Raw genomic sequence first — 15,013 nt, 5'->3', positions numbered from 1 at the left:
ACCCCCGGCCCCCGCCACCGGCGAGCTCGCGGCGGGACCCTGCAGGGGGCCGTCAGGCGGCGGTGACCAGCAACTCCCGACGGGCGGCGACGGCGATCTCGGGGGCGTCCGTGATGAGCCCGTCGACGCCGAGCGCGAGCAGCAGCCGCGCCTCGGTCTGCATGTCGCCCGTACCGCTCACCGCCTCGCCGCGGCGCAGGTGGCGGGGCAGGAAGGCGTTCTCCGGGCGCAGCGTCCACGGGACGACGACCAGCCCGGCGCGGTGGGCCTGGGCGATGAGGTCCGAGACGCCGGTCAGGGCCTGCTCCGCGTCGCGCACCAGGATGCGGTGCCGGCTCGGCGCGATGCCCTGCGCGTAGGTGCTGACCTCGCGCAGGCCGGCCGGGGTGACCAGGTGGTCGTCCGTGCCGGCGTCGTCCACGAGCTGCAGCATCGTCGGCCCGCGGTGCCCGAGGTCGGCCCGCAGCTCCCGCAGCGCGGCGGCGTCGAAGGACTGCACGACGACGGTGCCGTCCGGGCCGGCGGCGCCGAGGCGGCGCAGCTCGGCGGCGACGAGCTCGGTCATCGGGACGCCGGCCTCGTGGTCGAACCAGCTGGGCTTCTTCAGCTCGGCCAGCACGCGGACCTGCCGGTCGGCGGTGGAGCGGCGGCGGGCGATCGCCACGACCTCGGCCAGGGTGAGGATCCCGGCCCGGCCGTCGTAGGTGGTGTTCAGCGGGCGCAGCGCCGGCATCCGCTCGACCGCGCGCAGCGTGCGCAGCTCGGCGAGGGTGAAGTCCTCGGTGAACCAGCCGGTGCGCTCGCGGCCGTCGACGACGCGGGTGGTGCGCCGGCCGGCGAACTCGGGCCGGTCGGCGACGTCGGTGGAGTGCGACAGCTCGTTCTCGTGCCGGACGACGAGCGCGCCGTCGCGGCTGACGACGATGTCGGGCTCGATGAGGTCGGCACCCAGGTCGATGGCCAGGTCGAAGCTGGCGGCGGTGTGCTCGGGCCGGTACGCCGGAGCGCCACGGTGACCGACGATGACGGGACGGGCAGGGCGGGTCGCCGGGACCGTGGCCGGCGACGCGATCGCGCGCATGTCCTCCACAACACCTGAGCAAGGTGTCGGGACGGCGAACGCGCGCCGACCGGTCGCACACAATTCGGAGGACACCGCGCTGACCTGCGCGGGACCATGCCGACGTGACCGATCTCTCACTCCTCGGCTGGACGGCGGAGCGGGACGCCGACGTGCCGGCCGGGTGCGTGCCCGGCCGGGTGGCCCGGGTCGACCGTGGCCGGCTGACCGTGCTCACCGCCGACGGCGAGCTGCGCACGCACCCCGCTGCGGCGCTGCTCGACGGCACCGGCCCCGCGGTGGGCGACTGGGTGGCCCTGCGGGGGGAGCTGGCCGTGGCCGTGCTGCCCCGCCGGACGGCGTTCACCCGCGTCGTCGCCGGGCGGACGTCGGCCGAGCAGGTGGTCGCGGCCAACCTCGACCTGGTGCTCGTCGTCGACGCGCTCACCACGGCGCCGCGGCTGCGCCGGGTCGAGCGCTACCTCGCGGTCGCCTGGGGCAGCGGGGCCACGCCGGTCGTCGTCCTGACCAAGGCCGACCTGTGCGACGACGTCCCCGCGGCGCTGGCCGCCGTGGCCGAGGACGCCGTCGGCGTCGACGTCCTGGCCGTCAGCTCGGTGACCGGGGAGGGGCTCGACGCCGTCCGGGCGCTGCTGGGCCCGGGGCGGACGGCGGCCATGGTCGGCCCGTCCGGCGTCGGGAAGTCCAGCCTGGCCAACGCGCTGGCCGGGACGCCGGTGGCGGCCACCCGGGAGATCCGCCAGGCCGACGGCCGGGGCCGGCACACCACCACGGCCCGCGAGCTGCACCTGCTGCCGGGCGGCGGCCTGCTCGTCGACACCCCGGGGATGCGTGAGCTGGCCCTGGTCGACGACGCGGGCGTCGACACCGCGTACGCCGACGTCACCGAGCTGGCTGCCGCGTGCCGGTTCCGGGACTGCGCGCACCGCACCGAGCCCGGCTGCGCGGTGGCCGCGGCGATCGACGACGGCCGGCTGGACCCCGCCCGCTACACCGCCTGGCGCAAGCTGCAGGCCGAGGCGCACCGCCAGGCGCTGCGCTCCGACGCCCGCGCCCGGGCCGCCGAGCACGCCCGCGTCCGGGCGCTCCACCGCGCGTACCGGTCCCAGCCGAACCGTGGAAGGACCCCCTTCCCCCCGTGAAGGACCCCCCTGCCCCCACCACTCGCAGGCTCGCGGCGGGCCCCCGCAGGGGGGCCGATCGGGGCTCGGCGCGGGACCCCGGAGGGCGGCCGTTCCAGCGAGTCGCGCGGCGGTAGGGTCGCGGTCCGTGCGCGTGCTCGTGATCGGCTCCGGTGCCCGGGAGCACGCCCTGTGCGTCGCTCTGTCCTCCGACCCCGCGGTGACCGCGCTGGCCTGCGCGCCGGGCAACGCCGGCACCCGGGCGGTCGCCGAGCCTGGGGTGGGCGGGAAGTCGCTCGACGCCGCGGACCCGGTCGCCGTCGCCGCGCTCGCGACGTCCTGGCGGGCCGACCTGGTGGTCATCGGCCCCGAGGTGCCGCTGGTGGCCGGCGCCGCCGACGCGGTCCGCGACGCCGGCATCGCCTGCTTCGGCCCGTCGGAGCAGGCCGCGCAGATCGAGGGCAGCAAGTCCTTCGCCAAGCACGTGATGGCCGCCGCCGGCGTGCCGACCGCCCGGTCCTGGCCGGTGGGCGGGCCCGCCGAGCTGGAGACCGCGCTCGACGAGGCGGGTCCGCCGTACGTGGTGAAGGACGACGGTCTCGCCGCCGGCAAGGGCGTCGTCGTCACGACCGACCGGGACGCCGCCGTGGCCCACGGGCGCGGCGTGCTCGACGCCGGCGGTGCCGTGCTGGTGGAGGAGTACCTCGACGGCCCGGAGGTCTCGCTGTTCGCCGTCACCGACGGGACGACGGTGCTGCCGCTGCTGCCCGCCCAGGACGCCAAGCGGCGCGACGACGGCGACGCCGGGCCCAACACCGGCGGGATGGGCGCCTACGCGCCGCTGCCGTGGGCCCCGCCCGGCCTGGTCGACGAGGTGCTGGGCACCGTGCTCCAGCCGACGGTCGACGAGATGCGCCGCCGCGGCGAGCCGTTCTCCGGGCTGCTGTACGCCGGGCTGGCGCTGACCTCCCGCGGGCTGCGGGTGGTCGAGTTCAACGCCCGCTTCGGCGACCCCGAGACCCAGGTCGTGCTCCCCCTGCTGGAGACGCCGCTGGCCGGGCTGCTGCACGCCGCGGCCACCGGCACGCTGGCCGACCACCCGCCGCTGCGCTGGCGGCCCGGGGCCGCGGTGACCGTCGTCGTGGCCGCCCCCGGCTACCCCGAGCGGCCGCGGACCGGCGACCCGGTCACCGGCGCCGACGCCGAGGGTGTGCTGCACGCCGGCACCACGGTCGACGCCGAGGGGACGGTCCGGTCCTCCGGCGGGCGGGTGCTGGCGGTGACGGCCGTGGGGGACGACCTCGCCGCGGCCCGGCAGCGCGCCTACGAGCGGGTCGCCGCCGTCCGGCTGGCCGACGCGCACTGGCGCACCGACATCGCGCTGGCCGCGGTCGAGGGGCGGATCACCCTGCCGGCTGGGCTCTGACGACCGGCCGCGCCCGCTCCGGACGGGGCTCGGGCGGGCGCGGCCCGTCGTACCGCCGCGACAGGTAGGTGCCGGCGACGTTGGCGCAGGCCACCGTGGGGACGGCGATCAGCGCACCGAAGATGCCGGCGACCAGCAGCCCCGCGGCGATCGCCAGGACCACGGCGAGCGGGTGCACGCGCACGGCCCGCCCCAGCAGCAGCGGCTGCAGGACGTGCCCCTCCAGCTGCATGACCGCGATCACGATGGCCAGCGCGATCAGGGCGGTGACCGGGCCCTGGGAGACGAGCGCGACGAGCACGGCCACGGTACCGGCCAGGAACGACCCGATGATCGGGATGAACGCGCCCAGGAAGACGAGTGCGGCCAGCGGGATGACCAGGGGGACGCCGAGCACCGCCAGCCCGATGCCGATGCCGACGGCGTCGACCATGGCCACGGCGGCGGTGGCGCGCACGTAGGAGATGAGCGTGCGCCACGAGCGGCGGGCGGCCTCGTCGAGGTACGCCCGGGAGTCCCGCGGGGAGAGGCCGACCAGCCACAACCAGATCGAGCGACCGTCCTTGAGGAAGAAGAACAGGGTGAACAGCGCGAGCAGGACGCCGGTGGCGACCTCGCCGACCGTCACGGCGGTCGTGAGCGCGCCCGAGGCCAGCACGTCCTCGTTGGCGACCAGCGTCTGCTGCAGCTGCTCGACCGCGTCCTCCAGCTGCCGCCGGGTGACGGGGAACGTGCGCACGACGAGGTCGCGCACCTGCTCCACGCCCTGACCGACCTGGTCGGCCAGGTCGCCGAAGCCGGTGGTGACCTGCTGGACGACCAGCGTGACGATCCCCGACACGGTGCCGAGCCCGACGACGAGCATCGTGAGGGCGGCGAGGGCCCGCGGCCAGCCGCGCCGGACCAGCACGGCGGCGCCCGGCTGCAGCAGCGCGGCGAGCAGCAGCGCGACCATGACCGGGACGACGACCACGGCCACGTAGGCGGCGGCCCGGAGCAGCAGGTAGAGCCCGGCGAGGACGACGATGAGCCGCCACGACCAGGCCGCGGCCACCTGCAGGCCCCGCGGCACGTCGTCCTCGGGGGCGCCGGGTCCCCGCGCGGCGCGACGGCGGTCGGCCGGTCCCCGGCGCCGCTGTCCCCCGGCCGGCGGCCCGCTGACGCCACCGGGCCCGAGCGGGCCGTCGAGGTCGGGCGCACCCGGCTCGGGGCTGCCCAGGGGCGGCTGGTCGGCCGCGTCGTCGTCCAGGTGGTCGTCGTACTGCCCATCGTCGGGGTGCCCGTCCTCGGGGTGCCCGTCCTCGTCGAGGTGGGGACCGTGCCACCAGGCGTGCGGGTCGTGCTCGCGGGCCGTACGGATCCGGTCGCGGGCCCGCGTCAGGAGGTGGGCGCCCCGTCGCAGCATCGGTTCCTCCGGGAGCTCGAGGGGCCGTCGTCGACAGCATCCTGCCTGCGGGAGACTGGGGCACGTGGTGCGACGAACCGATGGGCGGGCGGACACGTGATCGAGCGGTACACCCTGCCCGAGATGGGGCGGGTCTGGAGCGACCAGCACAAGTACGAGCTGTGGTGCCGGGTCGAGACCCTCGTCCTCGAGGCGCACGCCGCGGCCGGGCGGGTGCCCGCCGAGGTGGTGCAACCCGTGCGGGACGCGGCCCCGCCCACGCCGGAGCGGGTCGCCGAGATCGAGGAGACCACGCAGCACGACGTCATCGCCTTCCTCACCGCGTGGGCCGACAACACCGAGCCCCGGTCGGCCGCCGCGTACGTGCACCACGGCATGACGTCGTCGGACCTGCTGGACACCGCGCTCGCCGTCCAGCTCACCGAGGCCACCGACCTGCTCCTGGCCCGGCTCGACCGGCTGGTCGCCGTCCTCCGCGACCACGCGCTGGCCCACCGGGACACGATCAAGGTCGGCCGCACCCACGGCGTGCACGCCGAACCCGACGTGTGGGGCCACCGGGTCGCCGACATCGCCTTCGCCGCCGCCCGGTCGCGGGACCGGCTGCGGGCCGCGCGCGAGCGCGTCGGCGTCGTCGCCATCTCGGGGGCGGTCGGCACGTACTCGCTGATCGACCCCTCGGTGGAGGTCGCCGTCGCCGAGGCGCTGGACCTGCGGCCCGCCGACGCCTCCACGCAGGTGGTGCTGCGCGACTCGGTCAGCGAGTGGGTCGCCGCGCTGGCCATCATCGCGACCGTCTGCGAGACGGTGGCGCTCGAGGTGCGGCACGGCCAGCGCACCGAGGTGCGGGAGCTGTCGGAGGCGTTCGGCTCGGGCCAGAAGGGGTCGAGCGCGATGCCGCACAAGAAGAACCCGATCCGCTCCGAGCGCATCGCCGGGCTGGCCCGCGTGGTGCGCGCCGCCGTCGTCCCGGTGATGGAGGGCATCCCGCTCTGGCACGAGCGCGACATCTCGCACTCCTCCACCGAGCGGGTGTTCCTGCCCGACGCCGCGATCACCACCGACTACCTGCTGCACCTGACCACCGGCCTGGTGGAGAACCTGGTGGTGGACGCCGACCGGATGCGGGCCAACCTCGAGTCGACCGGCGGGCTGATCTACACCTCGTCGGTGCTGCTGGAGCTCGTCGAGGGCGGGGCCTCGCGGGAGGACGCCTACGCGCTGGTGCAGTCCGCCGCGATGGAGACCTGGAACAGCGGGACGCCGTTCCGGTCGACGCTGCGGGAGCGCGCCGGGGCATCCGGCGTGAAGCTGGACGAGGCGCGGCTGGACGAGATCTGCCGGCCGGAGCGGTACGTGGCCGACCTGGGTCCGCTGTTCGACCGGCTCGCGGCGCTGTCGTGAGCGGCTCTGTCGTCGTGCCGGCTCCGCCGGGCGGCAGCGGACCGGTGACGTCGTGAGCCTCGCTCTCCCGCTGGTCGCGCGGGGCAAGGTCCGCGAGGTCTACGACGCCGGGTCCGACCGGCTCCTGCTGGTGGCCTCGGACCGGATCTCCGCCTACGACCACGTGCTGCCCACGCCGATCCCCGACAAGGGGCGGGTGCTCACCCAGCTGTCGGTGTGGTGGTTCGACCAGCTGGCGCCGGCGCTCGCGCAGTTCGGGGCGACCCACCACCTGCTGTCGGCCACGGAGGTGCCCGCGGAGGTGGCCGGGCGGGCGATGCTGGTGCGCCGGCTGGAGATGCTGCCGGTGGAGTGCGTGGCCCGCGGCTACCTGTCGGGCTCCGGCACGGTCGAGTACCAGCGGACCGGGTCCATCCGCGACGTCCCGCTCCCGGCCGGTCTGGTCGAGGGCTCGCGGCTGCCCGAGCCGGTGTTCACGCCGTCCACCAAGGCCGAGCAGGGCGAGCACGACGAGGCGATCGACTTCGCCGCGGTCGTCGCGGCCGTGGGGCAGGCCCGCGCGGAGGAGCTGCGCGAGTTGACCCTGGTGCTGTACCGGCGCGGGGCCGAGATCGCCCTCGACGCCGGGATCGTGCTGGCCGACACGAAGTTCGAGTTCGGGCTCGGTCCGGACGGCGGACTGGTGCTGGGGGACGAGGTGCTCACGCCGGACTCCTCGCGCTTCTGGCCGGCCACGCTGTGGTCGCCGGGGGCGGCCCAGCCGTCGTTCGACAAGCAGTACGTCCGCGACTGGCTGACGTCGTCCGGCTGGGACCGCGTCTCGCCGCCGCCGGAGCTGCCCGCCGAGGTGGTCGAGGCGACCCGCGAGCGCTACGTGACCGCCTACGAGCGGCTGACCGGCACGGCCTTCCGCTGACGTGCCGGTGACCCGCGCGGGCGTCGCGTACCGCTGCGGCGGTTCGGGGGAGCACCTGCTCCTGCTGCTGCACGGCCTGGGTGCGACCGGCGCCGTGTGGGACCGGCTGCTGCCGCTGGTCGAGGACTCGTGGCCGGGCCCGTGGGCGGTCCCGGACCTGCGCGGGCACGGCCGGTCGCTCGCCGAGCCGCCCTACGGCTACGCGGTGCACGCCGCCGACACCGCCTCGCTGGTGGCGTCGACCGGCGCGGCCCGCGTGACGGTGCTGGGCCACTCGTTCGGCGGTGTCGTCGGCGCGGTGCTCGCCGGCGGCTGGTACGGCGTGGAGGTGGCGCGGGTCGTCGCGCTCGGCGTGAAGATCGACTGGACGGACGACGAGGTGGCCCGCGCCCGGTCGCTGGCCGGGCGCGCACCGCAGGTGTTCGCCACCGCCGCGGAGGCCGCCGAGCGGCACCTGCGGCTCGCCGGGCTGACCGGGCTCGTGGACCCGTCCTCCGAGGTGGCCGCCGCGGGCGTCCGCGAGGTGGACGGCGGGTTCGCACCAGCCCTGGACCCCCGGGCGTTCGGCGCCGTCGGGCCGGCCGTCGAGGAGGTGCTGTCCCGGGCGGTCGCGCCATTGCGGCTGGCGGCGGGGGCGGCCGACCCGATGGTGGGCCTGGAGGCGATGCGGCGGCTGGACCCCGGTGCGGTGCTGCTCGAGGGCGCTGGCCACAACGCCCACTGGGAGGCTCCCGACGCGGTGTGGTCCCTGCTGTCCACGTCGACCTGAGCGCCGCGAGATCTGCACACTGGCGGGCATCAGGGCCGCGAGGGGCACCACTGTGCAGATCTCGCGGGTGGGCTGTGGACGGTGCGAGCGAGGAAGACGGGTCATCGGCCAGGGTGCCCCGGTGCCCGCTCGCCGTACCCGAACCCGTCTGACCGGACCCGCGACTCGGGCGAGTGCGCGGGCAGCAGGCATCTCGAGCTCTCAGCTGCGCCACCGGGACGTCGTTCGCATGTCCCGTGACACCTACGTGCCACGTGCCGTGGCAGGGGTCTTCGACGCCAGGGTGGAGGCCGTCCTGCTCACCGCGCCGGAGCGGGCGGTGATCAGCCACACGAGCGCTGCCGGTCTGTGGGGTGTGGCGATCCCGCTGCAACGGGAGGATCCGCGCATCCACCTGACCGTCGCCACGGGGTCGTCCGTCCGCGACCGCCGTGACCGGGTCGTCCACCGCACGCCTCTGATCGACGACGACGTGACCACCCGGGACGGCGTTCCCGTGACCACTCCGGAGCGCACATGGCGTGACCTGGCCGCAGTGCTGGAGCCCGCTGCGCTCCTGGCCGTCACCGATCAACTGCTGGCCCGCTGGTGTGGCCGTCCGGACCTCGGGACGCAGCTCATCCGCCGGTCCACCGGCCGGGGCTCGGCGCGGGCGCGAGCCGTGCTGCCCGTGGCCGACCCGCGTGCCGGATCGCCGATGGAGTCCGTGCTGCGCTGGATCCTCCACGAGGCCGGCCTCCCCACCCCCGACCTCCAGTACGTCGTCCGGGATGCCGCCGGCGGCTTCCTCGGGCGGGCGGACCTCGCCTGGCCGGGCCACCGGGTCATCGTCGAGTTCGACGGAGACGTCCACCGGGAGCGCGACGTCTTCGTCGGTGACCTCCGCCGCCAGAACAGGTTGATCGCCGCGGGGTGGACGGTGCTGCGGTTCACGTCCGCGGACGTCCTCGGCCGTCCGCAGGAGGTCGTCGCGGAGATCCGCCGGGCCCTGGCTCGGTGAGATCTGCACAGTGGAGCCCTTCACGGCGCCGATGGCGACCACTGTGCAGATCTCGCGGGGATGAACGGCGGCGCGGACCCGAGAGCGGGGGGCACCGGCGCGGCGGGGAGTGGGCCACGCCACCCCGGTACCCTCGACGGCGTGCCTCGGGTGGTCGTCGACGTCGTGCTGAAGCCGGAGATCTCCGACCCCCAGGGGCAGGCGGTGCTGGGAGCGCTGGGCCGGCTGGGCCACGACAGCGTCCGCAGCGTGCGCCAGGGCAAGCACTTCGTCCTCGAGGTCGACGGCACGCCCGACGAGGCCGAGCTCACGCAGATCGCCGAGACGCTGCTGGCCAACCCGGTCATCGAGGACGTCGAGCTCCACCTCCCGACCGACTGAGGAGAACACCCTCCGTGCGCATCGGTGTCATCACCTTCCCGGGCTCCCTGGACGACGTCGACGCCGCACGTGCGGTGCGGCTGGCCGGGGCCGAGCCCGTCGCGCTCTGGCACGCCGACCACGACCTGAAGGACGTCGACGCCGTCGTCCTCCCCGGCGGCTTCTCCTACGGCGACTACCTGCGGGCCGGCGCCATCGCCGCGCGGGCGCCGATGATGCAGGACGTCGTCGACCGGGCGCGCAGCGGCATGCCCGTCCTCGGGATCTGCAACGGCTTCCAGGTGCTCTGCGAAGCCGGGCTGCTGCCCGGTGCGCTCACCCGCAACGGCCACCTGCACTTCCGCAACCGCGACCAGGCGCTGCGCATCGAGCGCGCCGACACTGCGTGGACGCAGGACTACGAGGCCGGACAGCGGATCGTCGTCCCGGTGAAGAACGGCGAGGGCCGCTACGTGGCCGCGCCGGCCGACCTCGACCGGATCGAGGGCGAGGGGCGGGTCGCGGTCCGCTACGTGGAGGGCAACCCCAACGGCTCGATGCGCGACATCGCCGGGGTGACCAGCGCGGACGGCCGCGTCGTCGGCCTCATGCCGCACCCGGAGCACGCCGTCGAGGACCTCACCGGCCCGGGCACCGACGGCCTCGGGTTCTTCACCAGCGTCCTGAAGGCGGTCGTCAGCGCATGACGCAGGGACTCAGCGACCTCGACACCGGGCCCGGCCCGCTGCACCACCAGCTCGACACCGTCGAGCTCGCCGCGCGGACGCCGGACGTCGAGCAGCCCTACAGCGAGCTCGGCCTGAAGTCCGACGAGTACGCGCGCATCACCACCATCCTCGGCCGCCGGCCCACCACCGCCGAGCTGGCCATGTACAGCGTCATGTGGAGCGAGCACTGCTCGTACAAGTCGTCGAAGGTGCACCTGCGCCGCTTCGGCGACCTGCCCCGCAGCGAGGCGCTGCTGGTGGGCATCGGGGAGAACGCCGGCGTGGTGGACGTCGGCGACGGCTACGCGGTCACGTTCAAGGTCGAGAGCCACAACCACCCCAGCTACGTGGAGCCCTACCAGGGCGCGGCCACTGGCGTCGGCGGCATCGTCCGCGACATCCTCACCATGGGCGCCCGGCCGATCGCGGTCATGGACTCGCTGCGCTTCGGTCGCGCCGACGCCCCGGACACCGCCCGCGTGCTGCCCGGCGTCGTCGCCGGCGTCGGCGGCTACGGCAACTGCCTCGGCCTGCCCAACATCGGCGGCGAGGTGCTCTTCGACGACTGCTACGCCGGCAACCCGCTGGTCAACGCCCTCTGCGTCGGCGTCATGAGGCACGAGGACGTCCGGCTGGCCAAGGCCGAGGGCGTCGGCAACAAGGTCATCCTGTTCGGCGCCCGCACCGGCGGCGACGGCATCGGCGGCGTGAGCGTGCTGGCCAGCGAGACCTTCGACGCCGAGGGCCCGGCCAAGCGGCCCAGCGTGCAGGTCGGCGACCCGTTCACCGAGAAGCTGCTCATCGAGGCCTGCCTGGAGATCTTCGCGGCGGACCTGGTCACCGGCATCCAGGACCTCGGCGGCGCCGGCCTGTCCTGCGCGACGTCCGAGCTCGCCAGCGCCGGCACCGGCGGCATGCACATCGACCTGGACACCGTCCCGCTGCGCGACAGCACCCTGACGCCCGCCGAGATCCTGATGAGCGAGTCGCAGGAGCGCATGTGCGCGATCGTCGAGCCGGGCAAGGTCGACGCCTTCCTCGCCGTCTGCCGCAGGTGGGACGTGCTCGCCACCGTCATCGGTGAGGTCACCGACGGCGACCGGCTGACCGTCGACTGGCACGGCGAGCGCATCGTCGACGTCCCGCCGCGGACCGTCGCGCACGAGGGCCCGGTCTACGACCGGCCGATGCAACGCCCGGCCGACCTCGACGGCCTGCAGGCCGACGACCCGGCCCGGCTGCCGCGCCCGTCGACCCCCGAGGAGCTGCAGGCGCACTGGCTCGCCGTCGTCGCGAGCCCCGACGGCGCGGACAAGACGTGGGTCACCGAGCAGTACGACCGCTACGTGCGCGGCAACACCGTGCTCGCGCAGCCGGACGACGCGGGCGTGGTCCGCATCGACGAGGAGACCTCCCGCGGCATCGCGCTGGCCCTCGACGGCAACGGCCGCTACGCCCGGCTGGACCCGTACACCGGGGCGCAGCTCAACCTCGCCGAGGCCTACCGCAACGTGGCGGTGAGCGGCGCCCGCCCGCTGGCGGTCACCAACTGCCTGAACTTCGGCTCCCCGGAGGAGCCCGAGGTCATGTGGCAGTTCGCCGAGGCCGTCCGCGGTCTGGCCGACGCCTGCCGCGACCTGGGGCTGCCGGTCACCGGCGGCAACGTGAGCCTCTACAACCAGACCGGCGACGTCGCGATCAACCCGACGCCGGTCATCGGGGTCCTCGGCGTGCACGAGGACGTCCGCACCCGGGTGTCCACCGGCTGGCGGACGGCGGGGGAGACCGTGCTGCTGCTCGGCGTCACCCGGCCCGAGTTCGGCGGCTCGGCGTGGGCGTCGGTCGTGCACGGTCACCTCGGCGGCCGCCCGCCGGCGGTGGACCTCGAGGCCGAGCGGTCGCTGGGCGAGCTGCTGGCCGCGCTCGGCCGCGAGGGCCTGGTCGCCTCCGCGCACGACCTGGCCGACGGCGGTCTGGCACAGGCCCTGGCCGAGTCCGCGCTGCGGTACGGCACCGGCGCCCGGCTGGCTCTGGGTGAGGACCCGTTCACCGCGCTGTTCAGCGAGTCGGCCGCGCGCGTCGTCGTCACCACGACCGACCCGGAGGCGGTGCGCGCCACCGCCGAGTGGGCCGGGGTCGCGGTCACCGAGCTGGGGACGACGGGCGGCGACGTGCTCGCCGTCGACGGTGTCGCGGAGCTGCCGCTCGCCGAGCTGCGGGCCGTCTGGAGCGCGACCTTGCCGGCGCTGTTCGGCACCCCGGAGGCGACCGTGGGCAGCGTCCCGGCGGGGACCGTCCCGACCAGCTGATGCCGGCGCAGCCGATCCCGGCCGCGGAACTGCGCTCCGCCGTCGACCCGGTGCGGGCCTGGCTGGCGGGGGAGGCCGAGCAGCCCCCGCGGTCGGTGCTGGGTGCGGCGGTGAAGACGACGGCGCGCTGGCTGGCCCAGCAGGTGCCCGGCCGGTCGGTCGAGCTGCGGGTGCCGCCGCACGTCGCCGTCCAGCTGGTGCCCGGGCCCCGGCACACCCGCGGGACGCCGCCCAACGTCGTGGAGACCGACGCCGCCACCTGGCTGCGGCTGGCGACGGGGGAGCTCACCTGGGCCGACGCGGTGGCGGAGGGCCGGGTCAGCGCGAGCGGCAGCCGCGCCGACCTGTCCGGACACCTCCCGTTGGCACCTCTGCGGTGACATCGTCGGCCTACCGGTCGACACCGCGGCCAGGAGCCGTGTCCTGCTGGACCGAGCTCACCCAGCCCCTCCTCGGGGCTCCTGGAACGCACAGCGCCCCCGCCCGGAGATCCGGACGGGGGCGCTGTGCGGTGGTGCGGGGCTCAGCCGCCGAAGAGGGCGCTGGCGGCCTTGACCGTGTTGTAGAGCCCGTAGGCGAGCGGGACGCCCACCAGGGTCCAGGCGAAGGCGATCAGCGCCGCCGGGGTGTGCGTGGGCTGCCGGTTGTCGGTGGCGGGGTGGCTCATCGGACGGCGCTCCGTTCCGGGTTGGCGCGAGCGGTGGCGGGGGTGGTGGCCTTCGGCTCCCAGTACTTCTCCGAGACCGGCTTGATCAGCAGGTTGGCGACGAAGCCGACCGCCAGGAGGCCGACCATGATGAACAGCGCCGGGCGGTAGTTCGCCGCGACCAGCTGACCGGGGGTGCCCTGGGTGTCCAGGACCCCGTTGACGATCAGCGGCCCGGCCACACCGGCGGCCGCCCAGGCGGTCAGCAGCCGGCCGTGGATGGCGCCCACCTGGTAGGTGCCGAAGAGGTCGCGCAGGTAGGCCGGGACCGTGGCGAAGCCACCGCCGTAGAAGCTGATGATGATGGCGGCGGTCAGCAGGAAGACCCAGGTCGCGGTGCTGCCGAACAGGGCCAGGATGACGTACAGGACGATGCCGACGCCCAGGTAGACCATGTAGATCGGCTTGCGGCCGATGAAGTCCGAGGTCGAGGACCACACGAACCGGCCGCCCATGTTGAACAGCGACAGCAGGCCGACGAAGCCCGCGGCCGTGGCGGCGGCGACGGTGGAGGTCTCCCCGTTGCGGAAGAAGTCCTGGATCATCGGCGCGGCCTGCTCGAGGATGCCGATGCCCGCGGTGACGTTGCAGAAGAGCACCGTCCACAGCAGCCAGAACTGCGGGGTCTTGATGGCGTTGTTCGCCGAGACGCTCTCGGTGGTGACCATCGCCTTCTTCTTGACCGAGGCCGGGTCGAAGCCGGCCGGCTTCCAGTCGTCGGCCGGCACCCGCACGATGAAGGCGCCGAACATCATGAAGACCAGGTAGAGCGCGGCGAGGGTGAAGAACAGCGCCGCGACGGCCTCGCCGTTGGGCGTGGTCCCGGCGACGGCCGGGTCGTAGGTGGGGTCGTACCAGCTCATCAACTGCCGGGACAGCGGGGAGGCGACCAGCGCGCCGCCACCGAAACCCATGATCGCCATGCCGGTGGCCAGGCCGGGCCGGTCGGGGAACCACTTGATCAGCGTGGAGACCGGCGAGATGTAGCCGATGCCCAGCCCGATGCCGCCGATGACGCCGTAGCCGAGGTAGACCAGCCACAGTTGGCCGGTCTCGATGCCCAGGCCGCCGACGAGGAAGCCGGTCACCCAGAAGACGGCGGAGGTGAACATCGCCGCCCGCGGGCCGTTGCGGTCGACCCAGGTGCCGAAGAGGGCCGCGGAGAGGCCGAGCATCACGATCGCGATCGAGAAGATGATGCCGATCGCGGTCAGGGTCGTCTCGAAGTGCGAGACGAGGGCGGCCTTGTAGACGCTCGTCGCGTACGCCTGGCCGATGCACAGGTGCACGGCGAGCGCCGCGGGCGGGATCAACCAGCGGTTGAAGCCGGGACGGGCCACGATGCGTTCTCGGGCCAGGAAACTCGGTACTGCCACGGACGGACCTCCGGAAGACATCGGTCGGGGGATTCCCCGCCGGAAAGGGCCTGTGCCAGACGTCACGGACCCGCGGGAACGCTACGTCTGACCTGTACGTACCGCGAAACGCGGGAGCCGAGTCCTCACAAGTCGAAACCAGATCGTTGTGAAGTGGGCAACCGGATGGTATGCACCGGACGTCCAGGCCGCTGACCTGCCCGGCCTAGGCTGCCGTCATGGCCTACGAGGTGAAGGGCGTCGTCGCCCGCAGCAAGGGTGCCCCGGTCACGGTGGAGACGGTGATCGTCCCCGACCCCGGCCCGGGGGAGGCGGTGGTCGACGTCCAGGCCTGCGGGGTGTGCGCCACCGACCTGCACTACCGCGAGGGCAACATCACCGACCAGTACCCGTTCCTGCTCGGCCACGAGGC

15 protein-coding genes are annotated in these 15,013 nt (G+C 74.7%); 11 read left to right on the top strand and 4 right to left on the bottom strand.

Translation table 11 applies throughout. From position 1 onward, the window contains the following. Positions 1-52: 52 nt before the first annotated feature. Positions 53-1,081 carry a glycerophosphodiester phosphodiesterase family protein gene (locus tag ACI78Z_RS18715; RefSeq protein WP_457038046.1) on the bottom strand — a complete coding sequence of 343 codons (1,029 nt, stop codon included), beginning with the start codon at positions 1,079-1,081 and terminating at the stop codon, positions 53-55. A gap of 104 nt (positions 1,082-1,185) precedes the next feature. On the opposite strand from ACI78Z_RS18715, the gene rsgA reads away from it, so the two are divergent. Together rsgA and purD are read left to right on the top strand one after the other, a co-directional pair. After that, entirely contained in the window at positions 1,186-2,223 is a 1,038-nt protein-coding gene (gene rsgA, locus ACI78Z_RS18710; RefSeq protein ID WP_457038045.1) for a ribosome small subunit-dependent GTPase A, read from the top strand. 127 nt (positions 2,224-2,350) lie between these two features. Next, positions 2,351-3,628 (top strand): phosphoribosylamine--glycine ligase, encoded by a 1,278-nt coding sequence (gene purD / locus ACI78Z_RS18705; RefSeq protein ID WP_457038044.1) that lies wholly within the window; start codon positions 2,351-2,353, stop codon positions 3,626-3,628. Here purD and ACI78Z_RS18700 read toward each other — a convergent pair. Then, positions 3,606-5,033 carry an AI-2E family transporter gene (locus ACI78Z_RS18700; protein WP_457038043.1) on the bottom strand — a complete coding sequence of 476 codons (1,428 nt, stop codon included), beginning with the start codon at positions 5,031-5,033 and terminating at the stop codon, positions 3,606-3,608. The genes purD and ACI78Z_RS18700 overlap by 23 nt on opposite strands. Before the next feature lie 96 nt (positions 5,034-5,129). On the opposite strand from ACI78Z_RS18700, the gene purB reads away from it, so the two are divergent. The 8 genes from purB to ACI78Z_RS18660 all read left to right on the top strand — a co-directional run bounded on the left by purB (position 5,130) and on the right by ACI78Z_RS18660 (position 12,899). Next, positions 5,130-6,437, top strand: a complete 1,308-nt coding sequence (gene purB / locus ACI78Z_RS18695; RefSeq protein WP_457038042.1) for an adenylosuccinate lyase — start codon at positions 5,130-5,132, stop codon at positions 6,435-6,437. Between the two features lie 52 nt (positions 6,438-6,489). Further along, positions 6,490-7,353, top strand: coding sequence for a phosphoribosylaminoimidazolesuccinocarboxamide synthase (locus ACI78Z_RS18690; RefSeq protein ID WP_457038041.1), 864 nt, complete (start codon positions 6,490-6,492; stop codon positions 7,351-7,353). Between the two features lie 7 nt (positions 7,354-7,360). Then, positions 7,361-8,122, top strand: coding sequence for an alpha/beta fold hydrolase (locus ACI78Z_RS18685; RefSeq protein WP_457038040.1), 762 nt, complete (start codon positions 7,361-7,363; stop codon positions 8,120-8,122). A gap of 229 nt (positions 8,123-8,351) precedes the next feature. Then, positions 8,352-9,122 (top strand): DUF559 domain-containing protein, encoded by a 771-nt coding sequence (locus ACI78Z_RS18680; RefSeq protein ID WP_457038039.1) that lies wholly within the window; start codon positions 8,352-8,354, stop codon positions 9,120-9,122. A 141-nt stretch (positions 9,123-9,263) separates the two neighbouring features. Next, a complete protein-coding gene (gene purS / locus ACI78Z_RS18675) occupies positions 9,264-9,503 on the top strand; it encodes a phosphoribosylformylglycinamidine synthase subunit PurS (RefSeq protein WP_457038038.1) in 240 nt (79 codons plus the stop codon). 14 nt (positions 9,504-9,517) lie between these two features. Further along, positions 9,518-10,189: a phosphoribosylformylglycinamidine synthase subunit PurQ gene (gene purQ / locus ACI78Z_RS18670; RefSeq protein ID WP_457038037.1), complete on the top strand. Its 672-nt coding sequence runs from the start codon at positions 9,518-9,520 to the stop codon at positions 10,187-10,189. After that, positions 10,186-12,519: a phosphoribosylformylglycinamidine synthase subunit PurL gene (gene purL / locus ACI78Z_RS18665; RefSeq protein WP_457038036.1), complete on the top strand. Its 2,334-nt coding sequence runs from the start codon at positions 10,186-10,188 to the stop codon at positions 12,517-12,519. The genes purQ and purL overlap by 4 nt, the downstream gene beginning before the upstream one ends. Beyond that, positions 12,519-12,899 (top strand): sterol carrier family protein, encoded by a 381-nt coding sequence (locus tag ACI78Z_RS18660; RefSeq protein WP_457038035.1) that lies wholly within the window; start codon positions 12,519-12,521, stop codon positions 12,897-12,899. The genes purL and ACI78Z_RS18660 overlap by 1 nt, the downstream gene beginning before the upstream one ends. A gap of 143 nt (positions 12,900-13,042) precedes the next feature. On the opposite strand, the gene ACI78Z_RS18655 is transcribed toward ACI78Z_RS18660, so the two are convergent. Both ACI78Z_RS18655 and ACI78Z_RS18650 read right to left on the bottom strand, forming a co-directional pair. Then, positions 13,043-13,186, bottom strand: coding sequence for an MFS transporter small subunit (locus ACI78Z_RS18655; protein WP_457038034.1), 144 nt, complete (start codon positions 13,184-13,186; stop codon positions 13,043-13,045). Then, complete coding sequence (locus tag ACI78Z_RS18650; protein WP_457038033.1) at positions 13,183-14,601, bottom strand: OFA family MFS transporter; 1,419 nt, start codon at positions 14,599-14,601, stop codon at positions 13,183-13,185. Before ACI78Z_RS18650 ends, ACI78Z_RS18655 begins: the two co-directional genes overlap by 4 nt. Positions 14,602-14,819: 218 nt before the next feature. Here ACI78Z_RS18650 and ACI78Z_RS18645 point away from each other — a divergent pair. Continuing rightward, a partial coding sequence (locus ACI78Z_RS18645; protein WP_457038032.1) for an alcohol dehydrogenase catalytic domain-containing protein occupies positions 14,820-15,013 on the top strand: 194 nt, incomplete at its 3' end.

Source organism: Geodermatophilus sp. SYSU D01176, from assembly GCF_054050015.1.
The sequence above is the reverse complement of the archived record's forward strand: the minus strand, read 5'-3'. Positions and strand labels throughout refer to the sequence as shown.